The 25,417-nt window shown below is 40.1% G+C and carries 15 protein-coding genes; 6 read left to right on the forward strand and 9 right to left on the reverse strand.

Going from position 1 to position 25,417, the window contains the following annotated elements; translation table 11 throughout:
* Window positions 1-21: 21 nt before the first annotated feature.
* The gene (locus G4P69_RS00395) at window positions 22-1,011 is read right to left on the reverse strand and encodes a DUF4351 domain-containing protein (protein WP_208347925.1); all 990 of its coding nucleotides are present in this window, start codon (window positions 1,009-1,011) and stop codon (window positions 22-24) included.
* A gap of 337 nt (window positions 1,012-1,348) precedes the next feature.
* Between G4P69_RS00395 and G4P69_RS00400 the strand changes: the two genes are divergently transcribed.
* Together G4P69_RS00400 and G4P69_RS00405 are read left to right on the forward strand one after the other, a co-directional pair.
* Complete coding sequence (locus G4P69_RS00400; RefSeq protein WP_208345141.1) at window positions 1,349-1,948, forward strand: pyridoxamine 5'-phosphate oxidase family protein; 600 nt, start codon at window positions 1,349-1,351, stop codon at window positions 1,946-1,948.
* 441 nt (window positions 1,949-2,389) lie between these two features.
* On the forward strand, window positions 2,390-4,174 hold the full coding sequence (locus G4P69_RS00405; protein WP_208345143.1) for a ShlB/FhaC/HecB family hemolysin secretion/activation protein: 1,785 nt from the start codon (window positions 2,390-2,392) through the stop codon (window positions 4,172-4,174).
* A 101-nt stretch (window positions 4,175-4,275) separates the two neighbouring features.
* On the opposite strand, the gene G4P69_RS00410 is transcribed toward G4P69_RS00405, so the two are convergent.
* The 4 genes from G4P69_RS00410 to G4P69_RS38890 all read right to left on the reverse strand — a co-directional run bounded on the left by G4P69_RS00410 (window position 4,276) and on the right by G4P69_RS38890 (window position 9,346).
* Window positions 4,276-6,831, reverse strand: coding sequence for a two-partner secretion domain-containing protein (locus tag G4P69_RS00410; protein WP_208345140.1), 2,556 nt, complete (start codon window positions 6,829-6,831; stop codon window positions 4,276-4,278).
* A gap of 189 nt (window positions 6,832-7,020) precedes the next feature.
* Window positions 7,021-8,571, reverse strand: a complete 1,551-nt coding sequence (locus G4P69_RS00415) for an NF038122 family metalloprotease (RefSeq protein ID WP_208347927.1) — start codon at window positions 8,569-8,571, stop codon at window positions 7,021-7,023.
* 129 nt (window positions 8,572-8,700) lie between these two features.
* Window positions 8,701-8,979 (reverse strand): PEP-CTERM sorting domain-containing protein, encoded by a 279-nt coding sequence (locus G4P69_RS00420; RefSeq protein WP_208348115.1) that lies wholly within the window; start codon window positions 8,977-8,979, stop codon window positions 8,701-8,703.
* The gene (locus G4P69_RS38890) at window positions 8,909-9,346 is read right to left on the reverse strand and encodes a hypothetical protein (protein ID WP_243902855.1); all 438 of its coding nucleotides are present in this window, start codon (window positions 9,344-9,346) and stop codon (window positions 8,909-8,911) included. Before G4P69_RS38890 ends, G4P69_RS00420 begins: the two co-directional genes overlap by 71 nt.
* A gap of 444 nt (window positions 9,347-9,790) precedes the next feature.
* Here G4P69_RS38890 and G4P69_RS00430 point away from each other — a divergent pair, with 444 nt between their 5' ends.
* The 4 genes from G4P69_RS00430 to G4P69_RS00445 all read left to right on the forward strand — a co-directional run bounded on the left by G4P69_RS00430 (window position 9,791) and on the right by G4P69_RS00445 (window position 17,595).
* On the forward strand, window positions 9,791-10,594 hold the full coding sequence (locus G4P69_RS00430) for a DUF928 domain-containing protein (RefSeq protein WP_243902856.1): 804 nt from the start codon (window positions 9,791-9,793) through the stop codon (window positions 10,592-10,594).
* 202 nt (window positions 10,595-10,796) lie between these two features.
* Window positions 10,797-13,493 (forward strand): CHASE2 domain-containing protein, encoded by a 2,697-nt coding sequence (locus G4P69_RS00435; RefSeq protein WP_310834411.1) that lies wholly within the window; start codon window positions 10,797-10,799, stop codon window positions 13,491-13,493.
* Entirely contained in the window at window positions 13,490-14,869 is a 1,380-nt protein-coding gene (locus tag G4P69_RS00440; RefSeq protein ID WP_208347931.1) for a hybrid sensor histidine kinase/response regulator, read from the forward strand. Before G4P69_RS00435 ends, G4P69_RS00440 begins: the two co-directional genes overlap by 4 nt.
* 101 nt (window positions 14,870-14,970) lie before the next feature.
* Window positions 14,971-17,595 carry a CHAT domain-containing protein gene (locus G4P69_RS00445; RefSeq protein WP_208347934.1) on the forward strand — a complete coding sequence of 875 codons (2,625 nt, stop codon included), beginning with the start codon at window positions 14,971-14,973 and terminating at the stop codon, window positions 17,593-17,595.
* Window positions 17,596-17,625: 30 nt separating this feature from the next.
* Here G4P69_RS00445 and G4P69_RS00450 read toward each other — a convergent pair whose 3' ends face one another.
* The 4 genes from G4P69_RS00450 to G4P69_RS00465 form a co-directional block, all read right to left on the reverse strand.
* Window positions 17,626-18,936, reverse strand: coding sequence for a hybrid sensor histidine kinase/response regulator (locus tag G4P69_RS00450; RefSeq protein WP_208347937.1), 1,311 nt, complete (start codon window positions 18,934-18,936; stop codon window positions 17,626-17,628).
* Window positions 18,937-18,941: 5 nt separating this feature from the next.
* Window positions 18,942-21,692 carry a CHASE2 domain-containing protein gene (locus G4P69_RS00455; protein ID WP_208347939.1) on the reverse strand — a complete coding sequence of 917 codons (2,751 nt, stop codon included), beginning with the start codon at window positions 21,690-21,692 and terminating at the stop codon, window positions 18,942-18,944.
* Between the two features lie 54 nt (window positions 21,693-21,746).
* Complete coding sequence (locus G4P69_RS00460; RefSeq protein ID WP_208347940.1) at window positions 21,747-22,670, reverse strand: DUF928 domain-containing protein; 924 nt, start codon at window positions 22,668-22,670, stop codon at window positions 21,747-21,749.
* 167 nt (window positions 22,671-22,837) lie between these two features.
* A complete protein-coding gene (locus tag G4P69_RS00465; protein ID WP_208347941.1) occupies window positions 22,838-25,393 on the reverse strand; it encodes a CHAT domain-containing protein in 2,556 nt (851 codons plus the stop codon).
* Window positions 25,394-25,417 lie beyond the last annotated feature (24 nt).

Genomic DNA, 25,417 nt, shown 5'->3' on the forward strand with positions numbered 1-25,417 from the left:
CACTCTCCTGCTCAAATTGTTTTAACTCTTGCCAAAATCTGGTGGATTTGACTCCAACCAGTTGCGCAAATCCGCAGTTGATGTAAAGTCTAACAATTCCTCTCCAAGTGTATCCAATTGCTCTAGGGTTAGAGATTCGATATGCGCTTTCACCTGTTGTGGTAATTCTCCTAACCGTTTTTGTAGTTGCTTTAGAATTAGCGCTTTTGCATGCTCATATTGTCCTTTAGCTTGTCCTTCCTCTTTTCCTCGTTCGTAGCCAATGCGTTCACCAGTAGTCATGTAGCTCATACGACTCTCCTGCTCAAATTGTTTTAACTCTTGCCAAAACTCTGTTTCCAATTCTCTTGGTAAAATCATAACCCAATCAATAAATCTATATAGGTTACGAATATCCTTCTCCTGCCAGCCTAATTCATATAATCGTCTGATGAGGCTAAATTTCCACCTTTTTCTATCTTGGGGTTTTTTGGCTGTCTGTTGTGTCTTTAAATGTGCCATTACCACCGTCGCAAATGGATTATCGCTTGTCTCTAGTTCCGCCCATTTTTTTTCGTAATCCAGAAGCTTCACAATACCAAATTCAAAACTCAACCGCGTATTTGGATAATCATAGCTGTATTGGTTTGGTCGCCAATCATGGTTTGTGTCACACAAAATCGCCAGGCTAATTGCTGGTTTTTTAAACCTGTCAAAAATTCGCAGATTGTAGGAAAACATCCTTTCTGCAAAAGCTGCTTCTGATGTTGCTTGCACTTCTACATGTATGAGCAACCAAATTTCCTCTCCCCCTAACAGCCACACTTTTACTAGTTTATCTGCGTATCTTCTGCCAATTTCTCCTTCTCGGGCTATTTGCTGAAATTCTTTATCTAGAAATACATGGGGTCTAGACCAGTCAATTAATGCTGCTGTTTGCGGGAAAAAAAATTCTATGGCTAGGGGAAAGTAAGCTTCTAGAATTTCTTTCCAAGGACTGTCGTTATCTGCTCTTTGTTTCTCTTCGGTCATAAATTAGTTAACGAATATAATGCAGTTCAGTTAAAGAGTGTTGGCGATTTACATGATCTCATTTCGGCGCTGCTGAATACAGATGCACTTAGAACGCAAGTACAAGCGGTTCAAGTTATTCTACAAAAATTTAGGTACTGTGTATGATTCTTGCTGACTTACTTAGGTTTTTCAATCCTCCGATAACCACCTTCAGATTTTTTAGCAGAAGGGGTTGACATTGAACTGATCGTTCGGTAAAGTAAATTGTATACTGAATGTTCGGTAAAAGAGTTCAACTTGATTTTAATTAATTTACCGTCTACGTCCAATGATAAAATTCTAATTTGGAGAATATATGGCACGTAAATTTGCGAAAATTGCTTTCACCCCTGAGGTTAAGGCAATGCAAGAACATTATGGTTCACGGAATATCTATGCGCGATTTGAAGGAGATACCCCATCAAATGATCGCATTAACCCCGACATTGCTGCATTTATTGCCGCTCGGGATGGCTTCTACTTGGGTACAACCAGTAGCAATGGTTGGCCGTATATCCAGTTTCGGGGTGGTTCTACAGGGTTTCTGAAAGTTTTGGATGAGCAAACACTTGGCTTTGCAGACTTTCAGGGAAATCTGCAATATATCAGCGTCGGTAACCTATCAACAGATGATCGTGTGTTTCTGTTTTTAATGGACTATGCCCATCGTCGTCGCCTGAAAATCTGGGGACGTGCTAAAGTGATTGAAAATGATCCAGAATTGTTGCAACAGCTAATCGATCCTAACTATCCAGCAGAAGTTGGAAGGGCTATTCTGATTCACGTTGAAGCTTGGGATTGGAATTGTCCTCAGCATATTCCGATTCGGTATTCGGAAGCTGAAGTGAGAGACATTGTAAGACCACTGCAAGAACGTATTGCGCAACTGGAAGCACATTTACAATCTTCTTCTTAAAAATTACTGGATTATTGAGCCACTCCGCGCACGCTTCGTGACGCGGATTCTGGCTGAAAGATTACACTAACTTTTCGCCCGTTACAGCTATCTGGTTAGTGGTTTTCAGCTTATTGGAGAACTGCTCTGAGGGTGAATGACTCAGCCTCAATTAAGTTCAACTCAGGCAGCAGAGGGATGGAGTGACAGAAGTACCCTTATTAACTTGGCAATTGTGGCTCGCAAGGGAAGCTTGCATCGTAGTAGGTTTTTGATGCGTTCCCACCTACATTCCGCAAAAAACCTTCACCTTTGCGGGACGAGCTCGCCTGTGACAGTTGCGTAAGTCCTGCCGACGTTAAAACTGATGAAAGTCAGGGAATTATAAAGAAGAATCCATCTATCAGAGCGATCGCCATTATCTATTTTGGCTACCAAATTGCTCTTATTTTTATCCTCAAAATGAACAATACAGGTTTTCTGATTTGCAAATCTCACATATACAAATTTTGGTATTCCTTGATTTTGGCGGTTATTAGTGTCACCGTACCTTTGAACCTAGTAAAAGCACAGATACCTAATCAAGACAGTGCTAAAACTCCTTTACCTCCCTCTCAACCGGGTAAACCACCTTCTATTCAACCATTACCAGAGTTACCACCACCAACTAAGTTACCTCCTCTAGAGGAGTTATTACCACCTGCAACCACCTATCCTTCATCTCAAGAAACGCCTTTGGGAGAAAATTCTCCCACTATCGTAGTCAAAGCATTTGCCATTACTGGTAGCACAGTCTTCAGTCAAGAAGACTTTACCAAAATCACTGCACCTTATACTAACCGTCCCATCACGCTCAAAGACCTATTTCAGCTACGTTCAGAGATTACTAATCTTTACATCCAAAATGGATACATTACCTCTGGAGCGTACATTCCCCCACAGAAACGCCAAGATAGAGTAGTAGAAATCAAAATCGTGGAAGGGGGACTGGAAGATATAAAAGTTACAGGTACACGCCGACTCAATCCCCGTTATGTGCAAAGCCGGCTGGCTACTGCTACAAATAAACCCCTAAAACGCGATCGCCTGTTGACAGCACTGCAATTGTTAAGACTAAATCCTTTGATTGCCAATATTTCTGCCGAACTATCTACCGGTACAGAACCAGGAAAGAGTTTGTTAGAAGTGCAGGTAAAGGAAGCAAATACTTTTAATACCCAGATAGTGCTCGATAATGGGCGATCGCCAGCAGTTGGTAGTTTTAGCAGAAAAATCCAGGTGAGTGAAGCTAATCTCCTCGGTTGGGGCGATCGCATTAGCGCCAGCTATACTAACACGGATGGCAGCAATGCCTATGATTTCAACTACACTCTGCCCATCAACCCCCAAAATGGTACCCTTTCCTTTAGCTACGGCACATCTAATAATCATTTCATCGAAGAGCCTTTCAGTGTCCTCGACATTCAATCCAACTCCCATTACTACGAACTTACACTCCGCCAACCCATCATCCAAAAACCCACACAGGAATTAGCATTAGGTTTCACAGCCAGCCATCGCGCCAGTCACACCAGCTTCTTAAATGGAGAACTTCCTTTTCCCAGTGCTGGCGCAGATGAACAGGGAAGAACCAACACCACAGCCATCCGATTTTTTCAAGAATGGACTGCGCGCAGTAACCAACAAGTCCTAGCCTTGCGTTCTCAGTTCAGCCTGGGACTAGATGCTCTCAACGCCACCATCAGCAACAACTCTCCCGATAGTCGTTTTTTTGCTTGGCGAGGACAAGCCCAATGGGTGCGTTTATTGGCTCCCGATACTTTATTAGTGCTTAGAGGTGATTTGCAATTAGCAGACCGACCCCTCACGCCCTTTGAACAAATTGGTATCGGCGGTCAGGATAACGTCCGGGGTTATCGTCAAGATGCTTTGTTAAGCGACAATGGAGTGTTTGCTTCAGCAGAAGTACGAGTTCCCATTGCCCGCTTCTGGCAAGGAAAGAGCCTGCTACAACTCACCCCCTTTATAGAATTTGGCAGTGCTTGGAATAATTCTGGCAGAACATCACAATCAAAGCTAGATCAGAATACTTTAGTATCTACAGGATTAGGGTTGCGTTGGCAATTGCAAGATCATCTCACAGTCCGCTTAGACTGGGGTATTCCTTTAGTTTCCATTTCTACTGGAGATAAAAACTCATGGCAAGAAAACGGCGTGTATTTTTCTATTATCGCTAACCCCTTATGAATAGGACTTACGCATATACCAGATTGTTTATTGTCGTGTCTATGACAGTTTCTCAAATTATATACATAGCAATCATATTTGTGATGTCACGGATCAACTAATCACAAATTAGGATTGCCATTGCATTGTGTTGTCACTTGCCAGGAAGTTTGATCTGTCGCCTGTGGTATGCTTGCCAATAGCTCTATTGTTCCATCTGAACTAGCAATTAATCCTTGAGCTTCGACAATTGGTTCTTGATGGCTTGTAGAGTGATAGTTGCGCCTGTTGGTGTTTGGACTGCTGACTTGTTTTGATAAATCTCTCATATCATTCCAAACTATCTCTCCTCTAATAACATCAGTAGGGTTAGTAGGTAGTCCGCCGTGATTGCTGACAACAAAACGATTCTGTTGCGCTGCTGCACAACCATTGGTAATTTGTCGAGAGCGATCGCTCAAATCAGATGGTAACTTCACCAATCCGCTAGATGGATCAACATCTGGAGTATTAATCGTCACAGTGCCATTAAAATCCGCGCCTAAATCTGAAGAAGCCGTAATATCACTTTCAGGAGTTAGTTGGGGACGAAATTCAGTGCCAAAAATCCCCTTGGCGTTGACAAACACCTTACCACCAAAGCCTTTTTGAGCATTAGCAGTGATATCGCTATTTTCAAAAGCAACTAAAGTATTTGTCGTAATATTAATATTTCCGCCTACCGAGCTATTGCGGGCATTAGTGCTAATAATACTACCCTGACGCATTTGGAAATTGCCAGAGCGAATAGTAATATTACCTTGATCACCTGCATTAGTATTAGCAGTGATAATACCTTGATTTGCTAATAAAATAAATGCAGAACTAATATCGATGTTTCCTGCCGCACCTTGACCAGCTAAACCGCGCAAATTTTCAGGGTCTCGGCTGAGGAAGTTACTAGCATTAATAATTGCACCATCATGAACAACTAAGCGATTAGCCGTAACCTTCACATCACCACCCTGTCCTTTACCAACAATCGCACTAGCAAATAAACCGCTCCGACCATATTGATTCAACCCTACCAATTCTACAGAGTTGGCAGTAATTTTCATATTACCAGCAGAGCCATTCCCAGTTGTACTCACAGCAATCTGAGCACCATCAGCAACTCGTAAGTTATTAGTTTCAATCAATAAATTACCTCCAGTACCAAAGCCTAGACCTAATTTTGTAGCTATTGTTTGTGGAACACCTGGGATGATTTGAGTTGAAGATTGAATAGCGCTAGGTCCATTTTGGGTGCCACCAATTACTGCCACATCTTGTGCAAATATCTTCACATCACCAGCTTTGCCAAAGCTATAGGTACTGGTAAATATCTGTGCGCTGCCTAAAACTTGCAACCCATTGGTTCGTATAGTTAAGTTACCTCCTGTTCCCCTAGCTCCTGGAGCTACAGGCGCAAATAAACCACTCGGACCAAAGACAGAAAAGCCACTTGCTTGTATGTTGCCTGCTGTGATGCTCAATTCTCCAGCATTACCATCACCAAAAGTACCAGTAGATATTTGACCGCCATTACTCACTTGCAGAGTTTTTGTGTTAATAGTGATCTTCCCACCTTCACCGCTGGCTTGAGAAGCAACATCAGCCAGTATGCCACTAAATATCTGGTTATTGGGGTTTAATACAAAGCCATCAACAGTTAAGTTATTAGTTGCAAGTACATTTAAAATACCACCAGAACCATTACCTCTAGTATCTGTAATAATCATCGAGCCATTTTGCAAGCTCACATTTTGTCCCCGTACCTGGATGAAACCACCACTATTACCACTAGCATCAACAGAAGCAGCACGATTCAGGTCAATATTACCGTAACTAACTCCTTGTCCTGGTTGCAGTTGTATTTGTCCATTTGAGTTGATGATTGCAACTTGACCATTATTCACAGACCATAATTCTACTCTGCCCTGGGGTACAGTGATATTTCCACCGTCCAGTTCTACTTTACTGCCAACTAATGCTAAAGTCTGACCATTGGGTGTTTGATAACTCAATCCTGAAGGACGGCTACTGACATCGAGAGAATTATCAGGATTGAGTTGTAAATTGTTTCCTGAACCGTTGACGCGAATTGTACTGCTAGGATTAGCACCAAATTGCAAACCCAAAGGTGTGCTAATGGTAAGTAAGGGATGAGATGTGGGGTTGATAGCGCTAAATTCTGTTCCATCACTAAATTTGATGCTATCTGCTGTAGTACCAATAAATGAGCCACCAATATCTAACTTGGCATTAGCACCAAAAACAATTCCACTAGGATTAATTAAGAATAAATTGGCATTACCTATATTAGTCGTACCGTTAATTAATGTTTGAATAGTCCCATCAATCTGCGAAGAAGATCCCCCCGTGATCCGCGTAATGATATTACTTACACCTGGATCATAAATAAATCTAGCAGTATCACTTGATTTAATCGAAAAATCTTTGAGACTGTGAAAAAGATTAGCACCATTATTTGGTCTAGTACCGCCAGTAATGTCATAAATGCCACGAACATTAGTTACATTAGTAGGTAAGGTACCATCCGGCGTGATACTAGTTTGTCCCAATGCTTTTAAGGGTGTTCCTAGAACTAAGTAGCAGCTAATAAATAATAATATTTTTTTTATTTGCGGCTTCAGCATTTTATTTTTATGTATTTTTGTCAGCTTACCTAATATAAAAACCCGTTGCTAACATGAATTTATGTGTCAGCAAGTGGTAAAAATGAGAAAGATGAAAATCAACGAAGATTATCTGCTCCGATGGGGGATTGTATTGCTTACCAATCTATATTTCCCAAAAAATATACTAAACTAACAATCAACACCATACTAATTTTGACAGCGAAGTTGGAACCGTACAGCAAAACCCAGTAAAGCTATTGCTAGCAATCCAGAGGTAGCAGTAGGTTCGGGAACATCTTGAGTCTGAGAATAAGTATTGTCATGCTCACCATCTGCAAATTCATCCAGTGTTTCCCAGGCAGTATTTTGCCAAAAACCATCAGCAGTCAAGTTAGCAGTATTTTGCCAATAGCCATTCCAACCCCACCAATAGCCGTTCCAACCCCACCAATAGCCATTCCAACCCCAGTTGTATACACCACTGCTAGTCACCATTTTGTTTAATGCTTCACCGCGATCGTCGTAGCCATTTTTATTAGCATCGATGAATCCCGGTGTCAGGCTTAAAGCGGCTTGGGCAGAATTGGCATCCATCCAAGCAGTAGTTACACCCATCTTAGTAGCCAGCCCAGATTTGGCACTGTTGAAGATGGTGGTTAAATCTTGATTGTTTTGCTGTAGAGTCCAACCAAGAGCATCTAGCACAGTTAGATCATTATTCGTAACAAGCTTTCTTGTACCCCCTGCACCTAGACCAGATTCCATGATGCCATCATAGGTGCCATCTTTCTTCCAGTGACTGCCTTGACTTCCATCCCCTCCAAATTTGCCACTTCCAGAGGACATATTACCTAACTTGGTCATCCCACCATCAAGAGATAACATTGTATCTTGACCAATTGATATATCAGGTCTATTCCAAAAATTGCTATTCTGAGATAAACGAAACATATCCATCAGGTAGGTATATTTAGACATATCATCACTGGTAATAAATGACCTTTTTGTCAATAGGTCTGCGTATTCAGGTGAGTCAATGCCACTAATAAAGCCCAGGGTGTGAGTCAGTTCATGTACCGCCACACTGAAAAAGTCTAGAGTGCCTGTGGGAATAATATTGCTGCTATTGGTAGCAGAAAAATAATTCCATGAAAGTGGGCGGCTAATATTACCTAAGTTACTCACGAGGATGTAGCCATCATAACCAGTGTCGTTAGCACCAATAATTCCTAAAGCTTTAGCATTAGCACGGGTAAGATTGATCTTTTTGACACCGGATTGAACCTCTAAGTCAGAGAGTCCAGATACACGGGTTGTGGTTAAAGAGTTATATCCTGTGCATTGACTCTGCAATAAAGAGATGAGGCTTTTATCACATTGGTTATATACAGTATTTAAAGCTGTGCGATCGCTAGATGAAGTGGCATCCGCTTGTAGTCTTTGATAGACAGTATTAAAGTTTTGCGAAGTTACCCCTGGTATTGCCCCACCAATCACGTTAGTAGGTAGAGTATTTGTCGGCTCAATAAAGATGTTCAGGGTGACATCATCGGCTAAGTAGTTTGACCAATATCTACCAGCCATTTCATAGCCCAGCATTTGCTCTAGTCTTGTTCCAGGCGCGTAAGTAAAATTAAATTGCAAGGCTTGAGCTGATGAGCCAGCACCCATGATCCCAGAAACAGCTAGTGTTAAAGGTGTAAGTAACTTGAGCAAACCCAAAAATTTATTTTGCTGCTGATTGATGCTGTTATTCATAAAATACAAGAACCTCTACTAAGTTGAAAAAAGAATGCTATATATGGGGTAACATCTATAAAATGACTTTTATATACCCCAGAATTGTGGGTATTCCCTACAAAAATTGCTTGGAATTAGTACTACACTCTATAGATTCTTGATTGTTGAATAACGACGCTTCAATCGCGCAGCTAGAGCCATCACAGCTATGATTAATAATCCAGAGGTAGCAGTAGGTTCCGGAACAGATTGAGTCTGAGAATAAGTGGTCGAAGCACTATTGTCATCCTCACAATCTGCAAATTCATCCAGTGTTTCCCAGGCAGCATTTTGCCAAAAACCATCAGCAGTCAAGTTAGGAGTATTTTGCCAATAGCCATTCCAACCAACCCCAATAGGGATTCCAACTCCAGGTGTATACACCACTGCTAGCCACCATTGTTTTTAGTCTTTGAGAAACGGTGGTAGAGTTTTGGGAAGTCACCCCCGGTATTGCTCCACCAATCACGTTAGTCGGTAACTTATTGGTTGGCTCAACGAATATATTCAGGGTGACATCGTTGGCTAAGTAATTTGACCAATATCTACCAGCGATCTCATAACCAAGCATTTGGTTGAGAGTTTTTCCTGGTGCATGGGTGAAATTAAATTGCAAAGCTTGAGCTGATGAGCCACCCATAACCACAGAAGCAGCTAGTGTTAAAGGTGTAAGTAACTTAAGTAAGCACTGCTTATTATTGATGGAATTCCTTCCCTGCTTATGGAGATGAGGTTGATTTCTTATATGCTGCATAATCTACTAGATAGTCTGTTAGACAATAATCAGTAATATTAATTTTATAAAGTGTTACCAATTAAAGAGTTAACTTTCTGCTAAGAAACACACTTTTATCATGTGGCAGGCATGAAAATATATTTATCAAAAAAACATTTTTTTTGAATTTCACATTAAGCCCCATCCTGCGCTCAACTGGATCAACGTTGAATAATTAAATGAATATTAGATTATTACGTAAATTTAATATTCACTCTACTGACGATAAGGTTATTTAAAGTACGGCGGAAAGCCTAAAAAACTTGCTATCTCCGTGAATACAACAGGGATATTATTAAATAATGCTCCTCATGTACCGCCATCCCTAATAAAATTTGATTTGAACACCTAACAGAATTTGCCATATATAAGTGCCATAAGTGGTTTTACTGTTAACCTGCGATACAAGATAAAAGTATAATCATGGATGTTGACTTTTTTATAAAAACATTTATCTACGTCAACTGGATTTTTCCATCACGACTGACTCATTACATAATTTTAGTTATGAAGAATCAAAATAAAAGCCGTTTCAAACAAAGTTGGTTGAAAATTGCTTCTCTAATTTACTTAGCATCAATGCTGATGCCAATAGAGCCAAGTGCTGCACAAGTTACCTTCAACCCACCAAAGGAGCAAGCTCCAAAAAGCTCAATTGGGGGAGCGTCACGGGATGCTTCTACTTGCGGTGCTGATATGACTGCAACGACAAAAGCCTCAGTTACACCGTTGCTGCCAAACACTAATATCGGTTTGACAATAGCAGAACATCCGGCAATATTGGTTTATGTTCCTCAAACAAAAGCTAAAAAAGCACTTTTTGGATTGCAAGATGAACAAGGAAAACAGTCTTACCAGACAACCTTAGCCTTGCCTCAAAAACCTGGCGTGGTAGAAATTAAACTTCCCAGTTCAGTTTCAGCACTGAAAATCGGCAAGAATTATCGATGGTCTTTAGTCATGATTTGCACGGAAGAATTAGAACCTGATAGTCCTTGGGTTAGTGGATGGATTCGTCGAGTTGAATCCAATCGCAATTTAAATAATCAACCTACGCTAGAGTTAGCATTTAAGCTAGCTAATATGGGTATTTGGTATGATTCCCTGTCCACTCTTGCCGAATTAAAGAGAAAACAACCAAATGATTTAAAGGTAACTACTTCTTGGCAAGAACTTTTAAAATCTGTTAATTTGAATGCGATCGCTGAAGCACCTCTTGCCAATTAATTAAGTAAAACTAGACTAAACTAGAGCAAGAGAATAGGAAAAATGTGAATAATTACCCTCTTGCTTATTTTCTAGCGATTATTATTTGCCTTGTCAAGTTGCAAAATTTCTGTTCTTGCTTACAAACCTAATGAGGTTATCTGTCAAAACAATTGTTGGGTATATACACAGGGTGTGTTCCGCAGATTGGCGCAGTATATTTATGACAGCACCTGCTGTGGCAATCTGCGTCATGGCTGGTGGGGTAACAGGGTTATTTCAACTGCTGGAGTGGAGTACTATGGAGGGATTTTTTGCTCTACGTCTTACTGAACCACCAGACAAACGAATTTTAATTGTCACTATTGATGAACAAGATATTACTCAAAGTGGCAAATGGCCTATTCCTGATGTTATTTTAACCAAGCTGATTTCTCAACTCAAATCTCAACGACCAGCAGCCATAGGCTTGGATATCTATAGAGATTTGCCAGTGGAACCAGGTTATCAAGAATTGCTGGGAGTGATTAAATCTACGCCGAACTTGATTGGAATCAGAAAATTAGCTGGGGATCAAGTTGCTCCATCACCCACTTTATCTGCACTCAATCAAATCGCACTGGCGGATTTGGTGTTGGATACAGATGGAAAAGTCAGGCGAGGTTTGTTATCTGCCGGAGATGGTGAGGGAAAAATTTTTTTAGGCTTAGCACCTCAGTTAAGTTTAATATATCTCAAAAATAAAGGTATTGCTTTACAAGCACTTGATAAAAACAATACTTATTTGCAGTTGGGTAAGGCAGTATTTACCCCTTTGACTGGCGACGAATTTAGTTATCGTCATGCAGACATGGGAGGATACCAAATTATCTTGAATTTCCGTGGATTTCAAGATAATTTTGACACAGTAAAAATGCGGGATATATTGAATAATCGTGTACCTTCGGCGTTAGTGCGCGATCGCATTGTTTTGATTGGGACTACAGCTAAGAGTATTAATGATTTTGTAAATGTTGGTTACAGCCGCAATTTGCACGATCAAGAAAAAAATATGGCTGGGGTAGTAGTTCATGCCAATTTAATCAGCCAAATTTTGAGTGCTGCTCTTGATGGTAGACCGTTGTTGCGAGTGTGGTCAGAGCAAGCAGAGTGGTTATGGGTTTTGTGCTGGTCTTTTTTGAGTAGTGGTGTCACTTGGCGGGGCTTGCAAAGCAACTCTCAACGCAAACAGCCTTTACCAGGATGGTCAATTCTGGTGATTTTATCTGGTACAGTCATAATCTTGGGTATTAGTTATACAGCCTTGATGATTGGTTGGTGGATTCCTTCAATTTCGCCACTGCTAACAATTTTTCTATCTACAATTATTACTAATAACCTGTATAAACAATCACAATTAGAAAAAGCCAACCAGCAACTCCAAGATTATTCTCATACCCTAGAAGAAAAAGTCCGCGATCGTACTTTAGAGTTAGAAACTGCCAAAATTGCTGCTGATGTCGCTAACCAAGCTAAAAGTGAATTTTTGGCAAACATGAGTCACGAGTTACGGACACCCTTGAATGGAATTTTAGGATACGCACAAATTCTAGGACGGTCTCAAGCCATAGCTCCGTCAGAGTTAGAAGGCATTAATATTATTCATCAGTGTGGGACTCATCTGCTTACTCTGATCAACGATATTTTAGACTTGTCTAAAATCGAGGCACGAAAACTGGAATTACACAATACGGATTTTGATTTTTCTTACTTACTGACGGGAGTTGTAGAGATGTGTCGTATCCGTGCCTTACAAAAAGATATTTCTTTTATTTACCAACCGGATACCCAGATTCCTAAAGTAATTAGTGCCGATGAAAAACGTTTACGGCAAATATTAATTAATTTACTGGGTAATGCAATTAAATTTACGGAAACTGGTGGGGTCACTTTCATAATCAAAGTTTTAAAATTTGGAGAAAATTTTAACAAAATTAGATTTCAAGTGGAAGATACAGGGGTGGGAATGACTCGTGAACAATTGACAAAGATTTTTTTACCTTTTGAGCAAGTAGGTGAGAAAGCAAAGCAAGTAGAAGGTACGGGATTAGGGTTGACCATTAGTTGTAGAATTGCTGAGTTAATGGGCAGTGAGATACAGGTGGAAAGTACCTTCGGTACTGGAAGTAGATTTTGGTTAGATATAGATTTAAAAGTTGTTAGCAACTGGTGTCCAACAGCCAGTATTATACAGAATAAAAAAATTGTCGGCATCCAAAACAAACAACCTAAAATTCTTATTGTTGATGATAAATGGCAAAACCGTTCTATAATCTATAATTTTCTTCAAGCCCTTGGTTTTCAATGCTTTGAGTCTAACAATGGTCAAGAAGGATTAAACATAGCAATCAAAATTCAACCTGATCTGGTCATAACTGATTTGGTAATGCCCATCATGGATGGATTTGAAATGATCAAAAGTTTGAGAGCTTTACCTCAATTAAACAAAGTTCCGATTCTAGTTTCTTCTGGTAATGTGTTTGATAGCGATAAAGCTAAAAGTTTAGCAGTAGGAGGTAATGAATTTTTACCTAAACCTGTAGAAATGGATGAGTTACTCAAGTATTTACAGGATTATTTACAACTCGATTGGGTTTACGCAGAAAATAGACAGGCAATCACAGATACGGAAAGTAACAAATTTGAATACCAAAATCCTCAACTAATGGTTGTGCCACCAATAACAGAACTTGATAAGCTCTGGGATTTAGCTATGAGAGGCAATATTAAAGGTATACAAACGCTGTTAACTGAAATAGAAGTATCAGATAGAGATAGTAACTTTACCGAATTTATCACACATGTTCGGCAATTAACTGATAATTTTCAAATTAAACAAGTACGTGAATTAATAAAATCCTTAAAGGCTGGACAATCATGAAAATTTATAATGACCTGGAAAAAGCGATTATATTGATTGTTGATGATAATCCCACGAATTTAAAAGTTTTGTCTGATACTATTTCCTCGATAGGCTGGGAAATTTTAATAGCAACTGATGGTGAGAGTGCTATTGAACAGGCCGAATATGCCCAACCAGATTTAATTCTTTTAGATGTGATGATGCCAGGAATAGATGGGTTCAAAACATGTGAAGAACTCAAAAAGAAATCTGCGACTAAAGATATACCAATTATTTTTTTAACTGCTCTAACAGACCAATTTGATAAGGTTTTGGGTTTTTTAACAGGTGGAGTAGACTATATAACTAAACCTTTTCATCTAGATGAGGTTTTAGCTAGAATTCAAGTACATTTAAAATTGCGGTTTTTAACTAAACAACTTGAACTACAAAACCAGGAACTTGACAAGCGTGTAGAAGAACGCACACAGGAATTATCTAATAGCTTAGAGAAACTCAAGCAATCACATTTACATTTAGTAAAAAGTGAAAAATTATCTATGTTGGGTGAGTTAGTTGCCGGAGTAGCTCATGAAATTAATAATCCGCTCAACTTTGTGATCAATAATTCTGCATTTCTCCATAACTATATTACTGCTTTAACTCAGCATTTACAACTTTATCATGAACATTATCCTCATACAGTTATCGATATTAGTAAAAACGCAAAGCTAATAGAATTAGAGGAGATATTAGAAGATATTCCTAAAATTATATCCTCAATCAATACTGGATTAAAAAGAATTAACAATATCACTGATAGTTTACGCGATTTTTCCCGTTTAGATATATCTAAAAAGGCATTTTTTAATATTCATGAAGGTATTGATAGTGCTTTAATCATTTTGTCGCATCGTTTAAAAGATAATAAACTACGTGCAGCAATAGAAGTTATTAAAGAATATGATAATTTACCACTAATTGAATGCTATCCTGAACAAATTAGCCAAGTTTTTATAAATATGATTGCTAATGCTATTGATGCAATTGATGAATCATGTCAAGAAGTAGCAGGTAGTAAAAGCAATAAGGTGAACCAAATCATTATTAGAACTGAATTTAAAAAATGGGATAAATTACTCACTATTACCTTCAAAGATAATGGTTTGGGTATGTCAGCAGAAAATCAAAAGCAGATATTTGAACAGTTTTTTACCACCAAACCAATAGGTAAGGGAACTGGCTTAGGCTTATCTATTAGTAGGGAAATTATTGAAGATAAACACAATGGCAAATTAAATTGTTCCTCAGTATTAGGTGAAGGAACAGAATTTTTTATTGAAATTCCACTGCAATCTTTTGAAGATACAGGTAGCGGGGAATGGAAAGAACAACTAATGGCTAATGATTATTGACGTTTTGATTTCATTTGTAGCAGTTGGTACTCTGCCTGTTCAACTGCTATTAAAATCTAACCTGTGATTTATTCACTATAATCTACGCAAATCTCACAATTATGTATAAAAATAAATATACGCTAAATTTTACTAAATATGGTATTTATTTTGGGGGAATAGCTTTCTTTTTAGCAATAAACTTTGTAAAAGCAGATGCATACACCATTTGGCAGTTGCAACCTAGCTCCAAATTAAATTTAGTATCAGACTCACAGTTAAACCAAAACTTTATTACTAACTTTTCAGACCCAAAATCTCAACTTAATCAGGGTAGAAATCTATTTGAGGCTGGAAGCTTTGCTGAGTCTGTGAAATTTTGGGAAGCAGCCTCCGTTACTTTTGAGAAACAAGGTGATACTATTAATGAAGCTTTGAGTTTCAGCTACTTGTCTTTGGCTTATCAAAAGTTAGGAGATTGGCAAAAGGCAGAAATTACTATTGGTAAAAGTTTAGATATATTAAAGCATATCAAAAACCAGAAACAAGGAAATTCTACTATATTGGCAGTAGCTCTAAATGCTCTGGGAAATCTCAAACTTTCAACAGGGAAAGCAGAAGCAGCTTTAAAAGCTTGGCAAGATGCGGAAAGTGCATATGCAATAGCTGGGGACGAAGTGGGAAAGGTAGGTAGCCAAATTAACCAAGCCCAAGCTATGCGAGCTTTAGGATTATATCTTAGAGCGCAAAAGTTGTTACTGAATGTGCATCAAAAGCTGCAAAATCAGCCAGACTCGATCATTAAAGCAAAAGCATTACAAAGTTTGGGAATTGCTTTTCAACTAGTGGAAGATGTACAACTATCTGTGGAGATTTTACAGCAGAGCTTGAAGATTAGTAAGGGCTTAAATTCTGCGACAGATATCAACAATATTCTTTTTAATTTGGGGAATACTGCTAGAGATTTACAAAAAACTGAGGTGGCTTTAGGTTATTATCAACAAGTTGTAGCTCAGTCAGATAATTCTCAGTTAAGAGTAGAAGCGCTGTTAAATCAATTTAGCCTTTATTTAGAAACTGGACAAGTCAAGCTGACTCAGGCTTTATCATTGGAGATTAAGTCGCAATTGGAGAAACTGCCTCCAAGTCGAATTTCTCTTTATGCAACAATTAACTTTGCCCGCAATTTGAGTCAGTTGTCCAAGCTAGATAGAAATGATTCGGTATCGTATCGAGAATCAGCACAAATTTTAGCGCGTGCGGTACAACGGGCAAAAATGCTGGGAGATTTACGTGCTCAAGCTTACGCTTTAAATGAATTAGGGAAATTGTACTTTGACAAGCAGCAACTAGCTGATGCTTTAAAACTAAGCCAACAAGCATTACAAATTACTCAGGAAATTAATGCTACTGATATTAGTTATCAAGCTGCTTGGCAAGTTGGTCGAATTTTGAAAAAGCAAGGTGACATTCAGGGTGCGATCGCAGCTTATGATAGTTCGGTCAAAACTCTCAAGTCTTTGCGTGGTGACTTAGTAGCTATTAATCGTGACGTCCAATTTTCTTTTCAGGAGAGTGTCGAGCCTATTTATCGGGAGTTAGTGGATTTATTGTTGCAATCTCCTCAACCCAGTCAACAAAACTTAAAGCTAGCACGAGACACAATTGAGGGACTGCAACTAGCAGAGTTAGATAATTTCTTTCGAGAAGCTTGTTTAAACGCCAAACCAGAACAAATCGATCAAATAGACAAACAAGCAGCTGTCATATATCCAATTATTTTAGGCGATCGCTTAGAAGTAATTCTATCTATTCCTGGTAAACCCCTATCTAGCTATAAAACAAATTTAGCCGATAAAGAGATAGAAAAAACCATCAAACAGATGCGTCAATCTCTCAATCCGATTTTCTCGAATGAGGAAAGGTTATATATTTCTCAAAAGCTATATGAATGGCTGATTCGTCCGGCTGAATCTCAATTGAACAATAGTGGAGTCAAAACTCTAGCTTTTGTGTTGGACGGCTCTTTACGCAATATCCCCATGGCGGCTTTGTACGATGGCAAACAGTATTTGCTAGAGAAATATAGCTTAGCGCTATCGCCAGGAATGCAGTTGATGCCCGCGCGATCACTAAAACGAGAAAATCTCAGATTGATGACAGCTGGACTGAGTGAATCACGCCAAGGATTTAAAGCTTTACCAGCAGTTAAATCAGAAGTAACAGAAATTTCCTCAGAAGTTAACTCAAAACTATTATTAAATGAAAAATTTACTGACACCAACCTACAACAAGCTATAGAATCTACACCATTTTCGGTGTTACATTTAGCTACTCATGGTCAGTTTAGTAGCAAATCAGATGACACTTTTATACTCAGTTGGAACGACAAGATTAATGTTAAAAAATTGAGTGAATTTCTCCAAACTAGAAACGAATCGCAATCCACAACTGTAGAACTAATGGTTCTCAGTGCTTGTCAAACTGCAAAAGGGGATAATCGAGCGATATTGGGTTTGGCTGGAGTAGCAGTACGCTCTGGTGCGCGTAGTACTTTAGCCACTCTCTGGGCAGTGAAGGACGAGTCTACTGCTAAATTTATGGTGGAATTTTATAAAAATCTGAGACAACCAGGTATCAGCAAGGCGGAAGCATTACGACAAACTCAAATTAGTTTCTTGCAAAATGCTGATTTTTCACATCCTTTCTATTGGTCAACATTTGTATTAGTAGGAAATTGGTTGTAGGAGAGCGAAAAATTTTGGGGGAGATGTGTCTTAGTTCTCATGAATCGGTAAAGTAATAATAAATGTTGTTCCCTTACCCAGGGCTGACAAGCAGTTAATTGTTCCGTTGTGTTTATCAACAATAATTTGGTAACTTATAGCTAATCCTAACCCAGTTCCCTTGCCTACAGGCTTGGTTGTAAATGATTGCTCAAAAATTCGAGCTTGCACTTCTGGAGGCATACCTGGACCATTATCTGTGATGGAAATTGTGACAGTCTCCTGCTTGAGATCAGCGGATGTCGTGATAGTGATAGTGTTTAGACAATCAACTATTCGCTGATCAGAGCCGTTTTGATGAGAATAATCAAAGGCATCAATAGCATTAGCGATAATATTCATGAAAACTTGGTTGAGTTGTCCAGGATAGCAAGTGATCAAAGGCAACTCACCATATTCTTTTATTATCTCGATTCCATCATGGTTTGCATTAGCTTTCCATCGATGCTTTAGTAACGTTAAAGCGCTATCGATTCCTTCATGAATCTGAAACTCTACCCTAGAAGAAATATCCGAGCGAGCAAAGGTTCTTAGAGAAAGGCTGATGTTTTCAAGGCGGGTAATTCCATGATTCATTGATTCTAGGAGTTTAGGGAGATCATCAATCAGATACTCTAAGTCAATTTTTTCGAGGAGATCTTCAATTTCTGGATCTGGATGTGGGAGTTTTTTTTGCTGAAGGCTCACCAAACAAAGCAAATCATTTACATATTCTTGAATATGGCAGAGATTCCCTCCAATAAAACCAATGGGGTTATTAATTTCATGACCAATACCTGCTACAAGTTGTCCTAGAGTAGACATTTTCTCGCTTTGAATCAATTGTAGCTGAGTTTTTTGTAATTCCCGCAGAGACTTAGTTAATTCTGCAGTGCGCTCTTGCACTTGCTGTTCAAGAGTACGAGTGAGATGGGAAAGTTTAAGATGTAATTTTAATCTGGCAATGACTTCTTCTTGTTGGAAGGGTTTGGTAATGTAGTCAACTGCTCCCATTTCTAGTCCTTTTACTTTGTCTATGGAGTCAGAAAGAGCCGTCATAAAAATTACTGGAATATTCTGGGTGAGGATATTAGCTTTTAATCTCCGGCAAGTTTCAAATCCGTCAATACCAGGCATCATGACATCTAGGAGAATAAGATCTGGCGCAGCGTATTCTGTTTGTTCAATCGCCGATTCTCCATCTGTTGCCATCAGTACTTTCCAGCCACAGCCCTGAATTGCCTCCCATAGTACTTTGATATTATTTGGATTGTCATCCACCAACAAGATATGCATTGGCTTTAAAAGAGGATCAGCTATCATTGGTATTACTCCTGTGTTACAAATGATTTGAGAAATTTACGGATTTTACCAGTTTGGAAATTTGCAGTGAGTTTACTTAACTCGGCTGCGAAGGGAGCTAGCTGAGCATTTTGCTCACTTAACTCTCTTAATATTCCCTCTAGTGCCGGAATATCCCCCATCATTGCCAAATGATAAAGCTGTTGCAAAATATCCTGCGGTGGAAGAACCCATTCACCATCACTTGTTTGCTGAGGCTTGGAAGATGACTCTTGAGAAATGGATTTATTGTTATAAATCCACTCAACTTGCAACAGTGTTTGCAATGTATTAAACAATTCGTCCACCCGCAGAGGTTTAGGTAAAAATGCTGTTGCCCCTGCCTGTAAACTGCGCTGACGACTTTCATCAGATACACCAGCACTGGAGACAATGATAGGAACATTACAAGTTTGAGGATTTGTCTTGAGAGAAAGCATAAATTCAAAACCATCCATATTAGGCATGATTAAATCCAGCAAAATCACATCTGGATGATTGTCACCTACCACTTGTAACCCGTCTTTACCGTCTACTGCTTCTACTGTTCGACAACCAATTTCTTGTAGCACACTAGTTAGTATAGAACGATGGTTGTCATCATCGTCAACAATCAGAATTTGAGGTGTATTTCCGCGAACTCCAATGATTTTTTGGTGGGTTGAAGGGAATATTCGTGTATCCCAATCGTGGGAAATTGGTACTGCCAAATCCAACCAAAATATACTTCCTTCGCCGAAACGACTCTCGACTTCAATTTTGCTCCCCATCAAGGTGGCAATTCTTTGACTGATCGTCAATCCCAGCCCAGTACCCTCTGCTTGCCGCCTTGTTTCACCCACTTGCTCAAACGGCAAAAAGATTTTCTCCAGTTGATCTGGTGACATCCCTATACCGGTATCTTCAATCTGAAAGCGAATTTGGGTAGATTCTTGCTCGGTTTCCAGTACTTCTACTTTAAATGTCACTCCACCATTGTCTGTGAATTTAATAGCATTGCCCAGTAAGTTGATTAAAATTTGCCGCAAGCGTTTTTCATCAGTCTGAATAGCAAGTGGTAAGCGATCGCTAATCCTAAGGTTAAATGCAATTTGTTTTTCCTCAGATCGAATCCGACAAATCTCAGTTACACCATGTAAGAAAGTCCGTAAATGTACAACAGTGGGAACTAACTCCAATTTACGAGCTTCTATTTTGGAGAGATCGAGGATATCATTGATCAGCATGAGGAGGTGTGAGCCGCATTGGTGGATAATGCTGATTTTTTCCCGATTTTTATCTGTAATAGATGGTGTGCGTTCTAGCACCTGTGCATAACCGAGGATACCATTAAGCGGTGTGCGTAACTCATGGCTCATATTTGCAAGAAATTCGCTCTTGGCTTGGTTGGCAGCATCAGCCGCTTGCTTTGCCTCAACTAGTTGATGAGTTCGCTCTTCTACTTTTGCTTCTAAGGTTTGAGAATATTCTAATAGTTGAGCGTTCGCAATTTCCAGTTGGCGATTCACTTGTTCCAACTTCTGCTGTTTATAGGCATTCGTTGTTGCAATCACACTACTGATGAATGCAGCTAAGGTGGGCGTTACTGGAATTAAAATGCCACGCAAAAATATCCCATAGTTACCCCCTACACATAACCCGCAAATCACTACACTTGCCCAAAGAATTTTACCGCCTGGAATTCGTCGGTATGTAGGTACACTTTCTAACCACCAACTGCCTACAGAACCTATCGCAGACCAAAAAATGATCCACAACGATAAAGAAATACCAGACACAGAGCGTAAATTTGCTTGTCCTGTTTTTGCTCCTTGTACTAGTTGGTGAGCAATATTCGCATGGACGATAATACCTGGAGTTGATGTTTCGCCAGGCAACCAAGAAGAAAAAGGTGTGCTGAAGAAATCATTAGTACTGGAGGCGAATGATCCAATAAGTACCATACGATCGCGCATCAGGTTTACCGGAATTCGCCCTGCCAAAACATCGCGCATCGAAACTTTGTGAAATGCTGCTTCTGAGCCATACCAATTGAGCAGAATTTGATAACCCCCTAAATCTGCATCAAAATAACCTGCATCTCGATCTTTAAGTGGTAGATAAATTTGCTTTCCCAATCGGAACTTTTGCTGTTGGGGATCAATGTTTTCTAAGGTAATTCCTTCAGCTTCAAGGTATTTCAGTGCCACACGGGTTGCCAATCCTGCTTTAAGGGTATTTTGATGTTTGGCATCTGTTGCTGTAAGGAGCGCACGGCGCACATAGCGATCGCCATCTAGTACTAAATCTGCTAATCCCACTTGATCCCTTTTTTGCAGTTCTGGTGGAGGATTGACCCGCTCACCAATTATTTTCTCGACCCCGATTAAATTGGGAGTAGTGCGGAAAATGTTCACTAGTTGTTCGTGCCCATTTCCTTCTGGTAAATCGCGATAAAGATCCAGTCCGATAGTGCGAGGTTGCTGAGCGCGAATCTTTTCTAGTAATTGTGCTAGTACCGAGTCTGGGATCGGCCATTTACCTACCGATTGAATGTCCTTTTCATCGATACTGACAACGACAATTTCGTCAGCAATTCTCTGGTGCGATCGCTGACGTACCCATTCATCACGGACTTTCCACTCAGGCCAATTGAAAAGTCCCAAATATTGCCCAATCAGGACAGTTATAGCAACACTAGGAGTAATAACTAAAATGTTGCGAGTTTTTTGAAAAAAAGCCTGAAATCTGCCCCACATATTCACGCCATAAAGGTTAATTGATCTCTGGGGCAATACCCACAGAGATCTGGCTTACTCAGCAGATACTACAAAAGGAGCTGTCGTAACCTCCTTCAATCCAACTGAGGAGAGAAGTTCTTCCCATTGCTTAGCCAGAATCGCATTGTTAGGTTGAGCGCTGTGTAAACTAACAAGTGTTGCTGCACAGTCATACCAAACCCCATTTTTACCGAAAGCAGCAGCACGCTTGAGAGCATCTTTTTGCTCCATTGCTGTTGCCAGATCTGCACTGGGCTGAACACGCTCAATCCAACCATCCACGTATGGTGTACTTGGGTTTAGGCGTCCATCCACTTCCACTGCTAAGAACCATTGATAGTTTTTCCCAATAGCTAAAGGGGGTGCATCCTTCGGCAAATTCACAGAGATCACCCCAGTTTTTCCCGCCACCGGAATAGTCATTTGATACTGCATTTTGCCAGCTTCATCTTTGAGGCTGAATATCGCTTTTTGAGCATTGGAAGCAGGTAGATAGACCAATATTGTGGGATGTTCAGACACTGTTGTGCCATAAAAACTTTGAGGTAAGAGCGCAATGAGTTTTGCTGGAGTTTTTGGTTCAAGCGTTGGATTTAAGGCGTCATCGCCTGAGCGAGAAGCTCCCCCACTTGCTTGTTTAGGAGCACTGTTGCCAGAAGAGGGCGTAAAGAGATCGCCTCGAGAAGCTCCCCCGGTTGCTTGCTTGGGAGCGCTGTTGCTAGAGGAGGGTGTAAACAGGTTGCCTCGGGAAGCCCCTCCGGTTGTTTGCTTGGGAGCTCCTTTGCCATAGACAGGGGTAAAGAAATTTCCTCGAGAAGCTCCCCCTGTGGCTTGACTTGGGGGACTATTGTTGGCAGGTGGGATAAATGTAACAGCATAAGCATTTGCATTACCCCATACACCGCTCATAATGAGAGTTAGTATAGTCAATACACTCAATAAATATCGAGGTTTCATGATGTTTTACCTCTTGTAAAATAAGATCGATATAAATTACTTTAGAAAAATCCTCCAAGATTAAGTCTAAGATAACTTAAACTTTGCCGTCAGAATAGACAAAATTTGACTAAATCTCTATTAACGCAAGTTATTTTCTGATAAGAAAAAACCGTATTTCTACTGAACTAGAGCCAATTCCCTACTAAAACAAAGGCAGACCAAAAGAAAGAATCGTGGAAATCAGTTTGGTGAATTAGGTTTATTTGTGCTTGGCGCAGTGCTTCGGCTTTAGTGATTCCAGGTCGTTGCAGTTCATGATAAAAGCGAGCCATGAGCATTGCAGCAGCCTGATCTTTAATGGGCCACAAAGTTGCGATGGTTGAGCGGGCACCAGATTTCACTGCTAAGCCTGCTAGTCCAAGAACAGCGCGATCATCCCCTGCGGCTGTATCACAAGCACTTAGCACCAGCAAATCGATTGGTTTAGATCGATCTTTACCACGATCTTTGAGAAGTTCGGACAATTCCTTAACGTTAACTTGTCCATTCCAAGTCAGCAAGAATGTATCTTCGAGGCGAGAACTAAATTGTCCGTGGGTTGCTAAGTGAACAACGTCAATATTACTGTACTTCAGACGCTCAGCGAGAGCAAGACTTGTGAATTTGTGATTCAGCAACGTCGAAGAGATCACCGTTTTTGAAATTTGTTTCACTTCTAATTCCACACCCGGCAAAGCACTAAAGCCAGCATGAGATTGACTGATACCGCCTATAATTGCTGCTATCTTGTTGTTTTCGGATGATCTAGTCGTTATCAGTTGCAATCCAGGAGAAAGGGCAACAGCATACTTCTCGATCAAATATTGCTTGCCATCATAGAGCGCTGTCATTGGAATGTTGCGTAACCGACCATCTAGAACAAACACCAACGTTTTAATATCTTTAAATGCTTGATCTATTTCGGCAGGACGAATTAGCCAATCATATATTTGTTGTGACAATCGTTCTCGCTCCTTTGAGTCTGAGACAGGGTTAAGCGCAACCATTAGATCATCTAAAGTTTTCTCAATTTCAGCTTGAGATTTGTAAGTGACATAATAACGAAGTGGTTGTCCTACTTTAGACACAATCACTGCTAAACGATCTGGCAGAATAATAGGATAAATAACAGTTGCACTCCGATCAACTTGATCGATCTGCTGAGCTTTGTCTAAACACGCTTCCCGAAAAAAGTTATCAAGTTCTGCAATTTGAAGTGCCTCAATCAATTCACGTGCTTGTGCTAATGCTGCTTGATTTGGTTGATTATCCAGAAGTAATGCAACTAATTCCCGGTAAACAGGCTCTACACTTTCACGGAAAGAAAACTGCACATCAGGGTTAGTAGCAACCAAATCCCCTCGTAGTGCTTTTAAGGCATTGACTGCTTCGGTGTAAGCTGTAATTGCGGCTGATCGATCGCCCTCTTGCCGATACAACCGTCCCAATTGCCAAGCAGATTGAGCAATGATATCATCGGCTTGCAGTTGACGGGCAATATCAAGGGATTTTTGAGTTAACTCTTTTGCAATAGACCATTGTTGTGTACGTCGGTAGAGTTGTCCCGACTGATGCAATGCGTAGGCTTGTGCTTGAGTGTCCTGGATCTGTTGGGCTGACTGGACTGTTGCTGTCATGAGTTGTGCTAAGTCTTTGAGAGGTAGAATCTCGGAAGGACTTTTCAAACGATTGAGGGTTGCAACAAAATTAATAGCTGCGTAGAGCGAGGTATGGCTGGCTGGCAGTTCTTGGAGTTGTTGTAGCAGTTGAAGTGCTAGTGGACGAGCAAGTTCAGGCTTATTGTTCTGAAGGAAAAGCTTCAAACGAGCTAAACGTGCTTGCAATTGATCGCTCGGGTTAATAGCTACTTGTTCTGCTTGTTCAAAATTATCAAATGCTGTTTTTGGATCCTGCAACTCAACGGCGGTTTTCCCCAAACTCAGGAGGATAGAACTTAATTGGGGTTGAGCTCCAATTTTTCGAGCAATTGTTAAGCTTTGTTGTAATACCTGCTGGCTCTTGTTAGGTTCACCAATTATTTGCAGGGCTAAGCCAAGCGATCGCAGTCCACTGAGTTTGATTTCAGAATCTGGTATTGCTTCGAGCTTTTGAGTTAGTCTTTCTAACTGTTGTTTAGAACGTCGGTAGAAACCCAAACTTTGTAACGCTTGCGCCTGATTAATTTGGGTACCAAGGCTCCCGATTTTATCGCCTGCTTGTTCATACAATTTTTGAGCTTGTTCCCAACTTTGAAGGGCGGTTTCAGCTTTGCCAGTATGCAACTGTAAATTCGCCTGAGTGTTAAGTGCCTGTGCCCAGAAAATTGCATCAGGAGAAGGCTTAAGATTTTGTAAAAGTTTCAGGCTTTTCTCAATGGATTCTTGAGCTGGTTGCCATTGATTAAGTTCCTGTTGTGCCACTGAGAGGTAACTTAAGCTCAAGGCTTCGTTTAGGCGATCGCCTTGAGAATGGTATTGCTGTGCTGCTGTTTGCCAAGCTTTTATCGCTTCTGCAAAACGTCCTGATTGGTAGAAGTTCCGTCCCTGTTCTAGCCAATTGGTAGACTGAGACGACGATAGGCTAGAAGAACTCGATAATGCTGGTGGAAATGCTTTGACTGGCCTAATAGTAACTACCAAACACAGGGTTAGGATACTAAGACTAATATATAGCCAACGACGCTGTCTGATGTGGAAAGTCATGGATAATTAATTACAGCACAAATG

Source organism: Aetokthonos hydrillicola CCALA 1050 (assembly GCF_017591665.1).
Lineage (GTDB): Bacteria > Cyanobacteriota > Cyanobacteriia > Cyanobacteriales > Nostocaceae > Aetokthonos > Aetokthonos hydrillicola.

Bases quoted from the DNA above. Each gene is read 5' to 3' on its own strand.
- G4P69_RS00395 (WP_208347925.1), bottom strand. From the start codon at position 1,011: ATGACCGAAGAGAAACAAAGAGCAGATAACGACAGTCCTTGGAAAGAA.
- G4P69_RS00400 (WP_208345141.1), top strand. From the start codon at position 1,349: ATGGCACGTAAATTTGCGAAAATTGCTTTCACCCCTGAGGTTAAGGCA.
- G4P69_RS00405 (WP_208345143.1), top strand. From the start codon at position 2,390: ATGAACAATACAGGTTTTCTGATTTGCAAATCTCACATATACAAATTT.
- G4P69_RS00410 (WP_208345140.1), bottom strand. From the start codon at position 6,831: ATGCTGAAGCCGCAAATAAAAAAAATATTATTATTTATTAGCTGCTAC.
- G4P69_RS00415 (WP_208347927.1), bottom strand. From the start codon at position 8,571: ATGAATAACAGCATCAATCAGCAGCAAAATAAATTTTTGGGTTTGCTC.
- G4P69_RS38890 (WP_243902855.1), bottom strand. From the start codon at position 9,346: ATGCAGCATATAAGAAATCAACCTCATCTCCATAAGCAGGGAAGGAAT.
- G4P69_RS00430 (WP_243902856.1), top strand. From the start codon at position 9,791: ATGGATGTTGACTTTTTTATAAAAACATTTATCTACGTCAACTGGATT.
- G4P69_RS00435 (WP_310834411.1), top strand. From the start codon at position 10,797: ATGACAGCACCTGCTGTGGCAATCTGCGTCATGGCTGGTGGGGTAACA.
- G4P69_RS00440 (WP_208347931.1), top strand. From the start codon at position 13,490: ATGAAAATTTATAATGACCTGGAAAAAGCGATTATATTGATTGTTGAT.
- G4P69_RS00445 (WP_208347934.1), top strand. From the start codon at position 14,971: ATGTATAAAAATAAATATACGCTAAATTTTACTAAATATGGTATTTAT.
- G4P69_RS00450 (WP_208347937.1), bottom strand. From the start codon at position 18,936: ATGATAGCTGATCCTCTTTTAAAGCCAATGCATATCTTGTTGGTGGAT.
- G4P69_RS00455 (WP_208347939.1), bottom strand. From the start codon at position 21,692: ATGTGGGGCAGATTTCAGGCTTTTTTTCAAAAAACTCGCAACATTTTA.
- G4P69_RS00460 (WP_208347940.1), bottom strand. From the start codon at position 22,670: ATGAAACCTCGATATTTATTGAGTGTATTGACTATACTAACTCTCATT.
- G4P69_RS00465 (WP_208347941.1), bottom strand. From the start codon at position 25,393: ATGACTTTCCACATCAGACAGCGTCGTTGGCTATATATTAGTCTTAGT.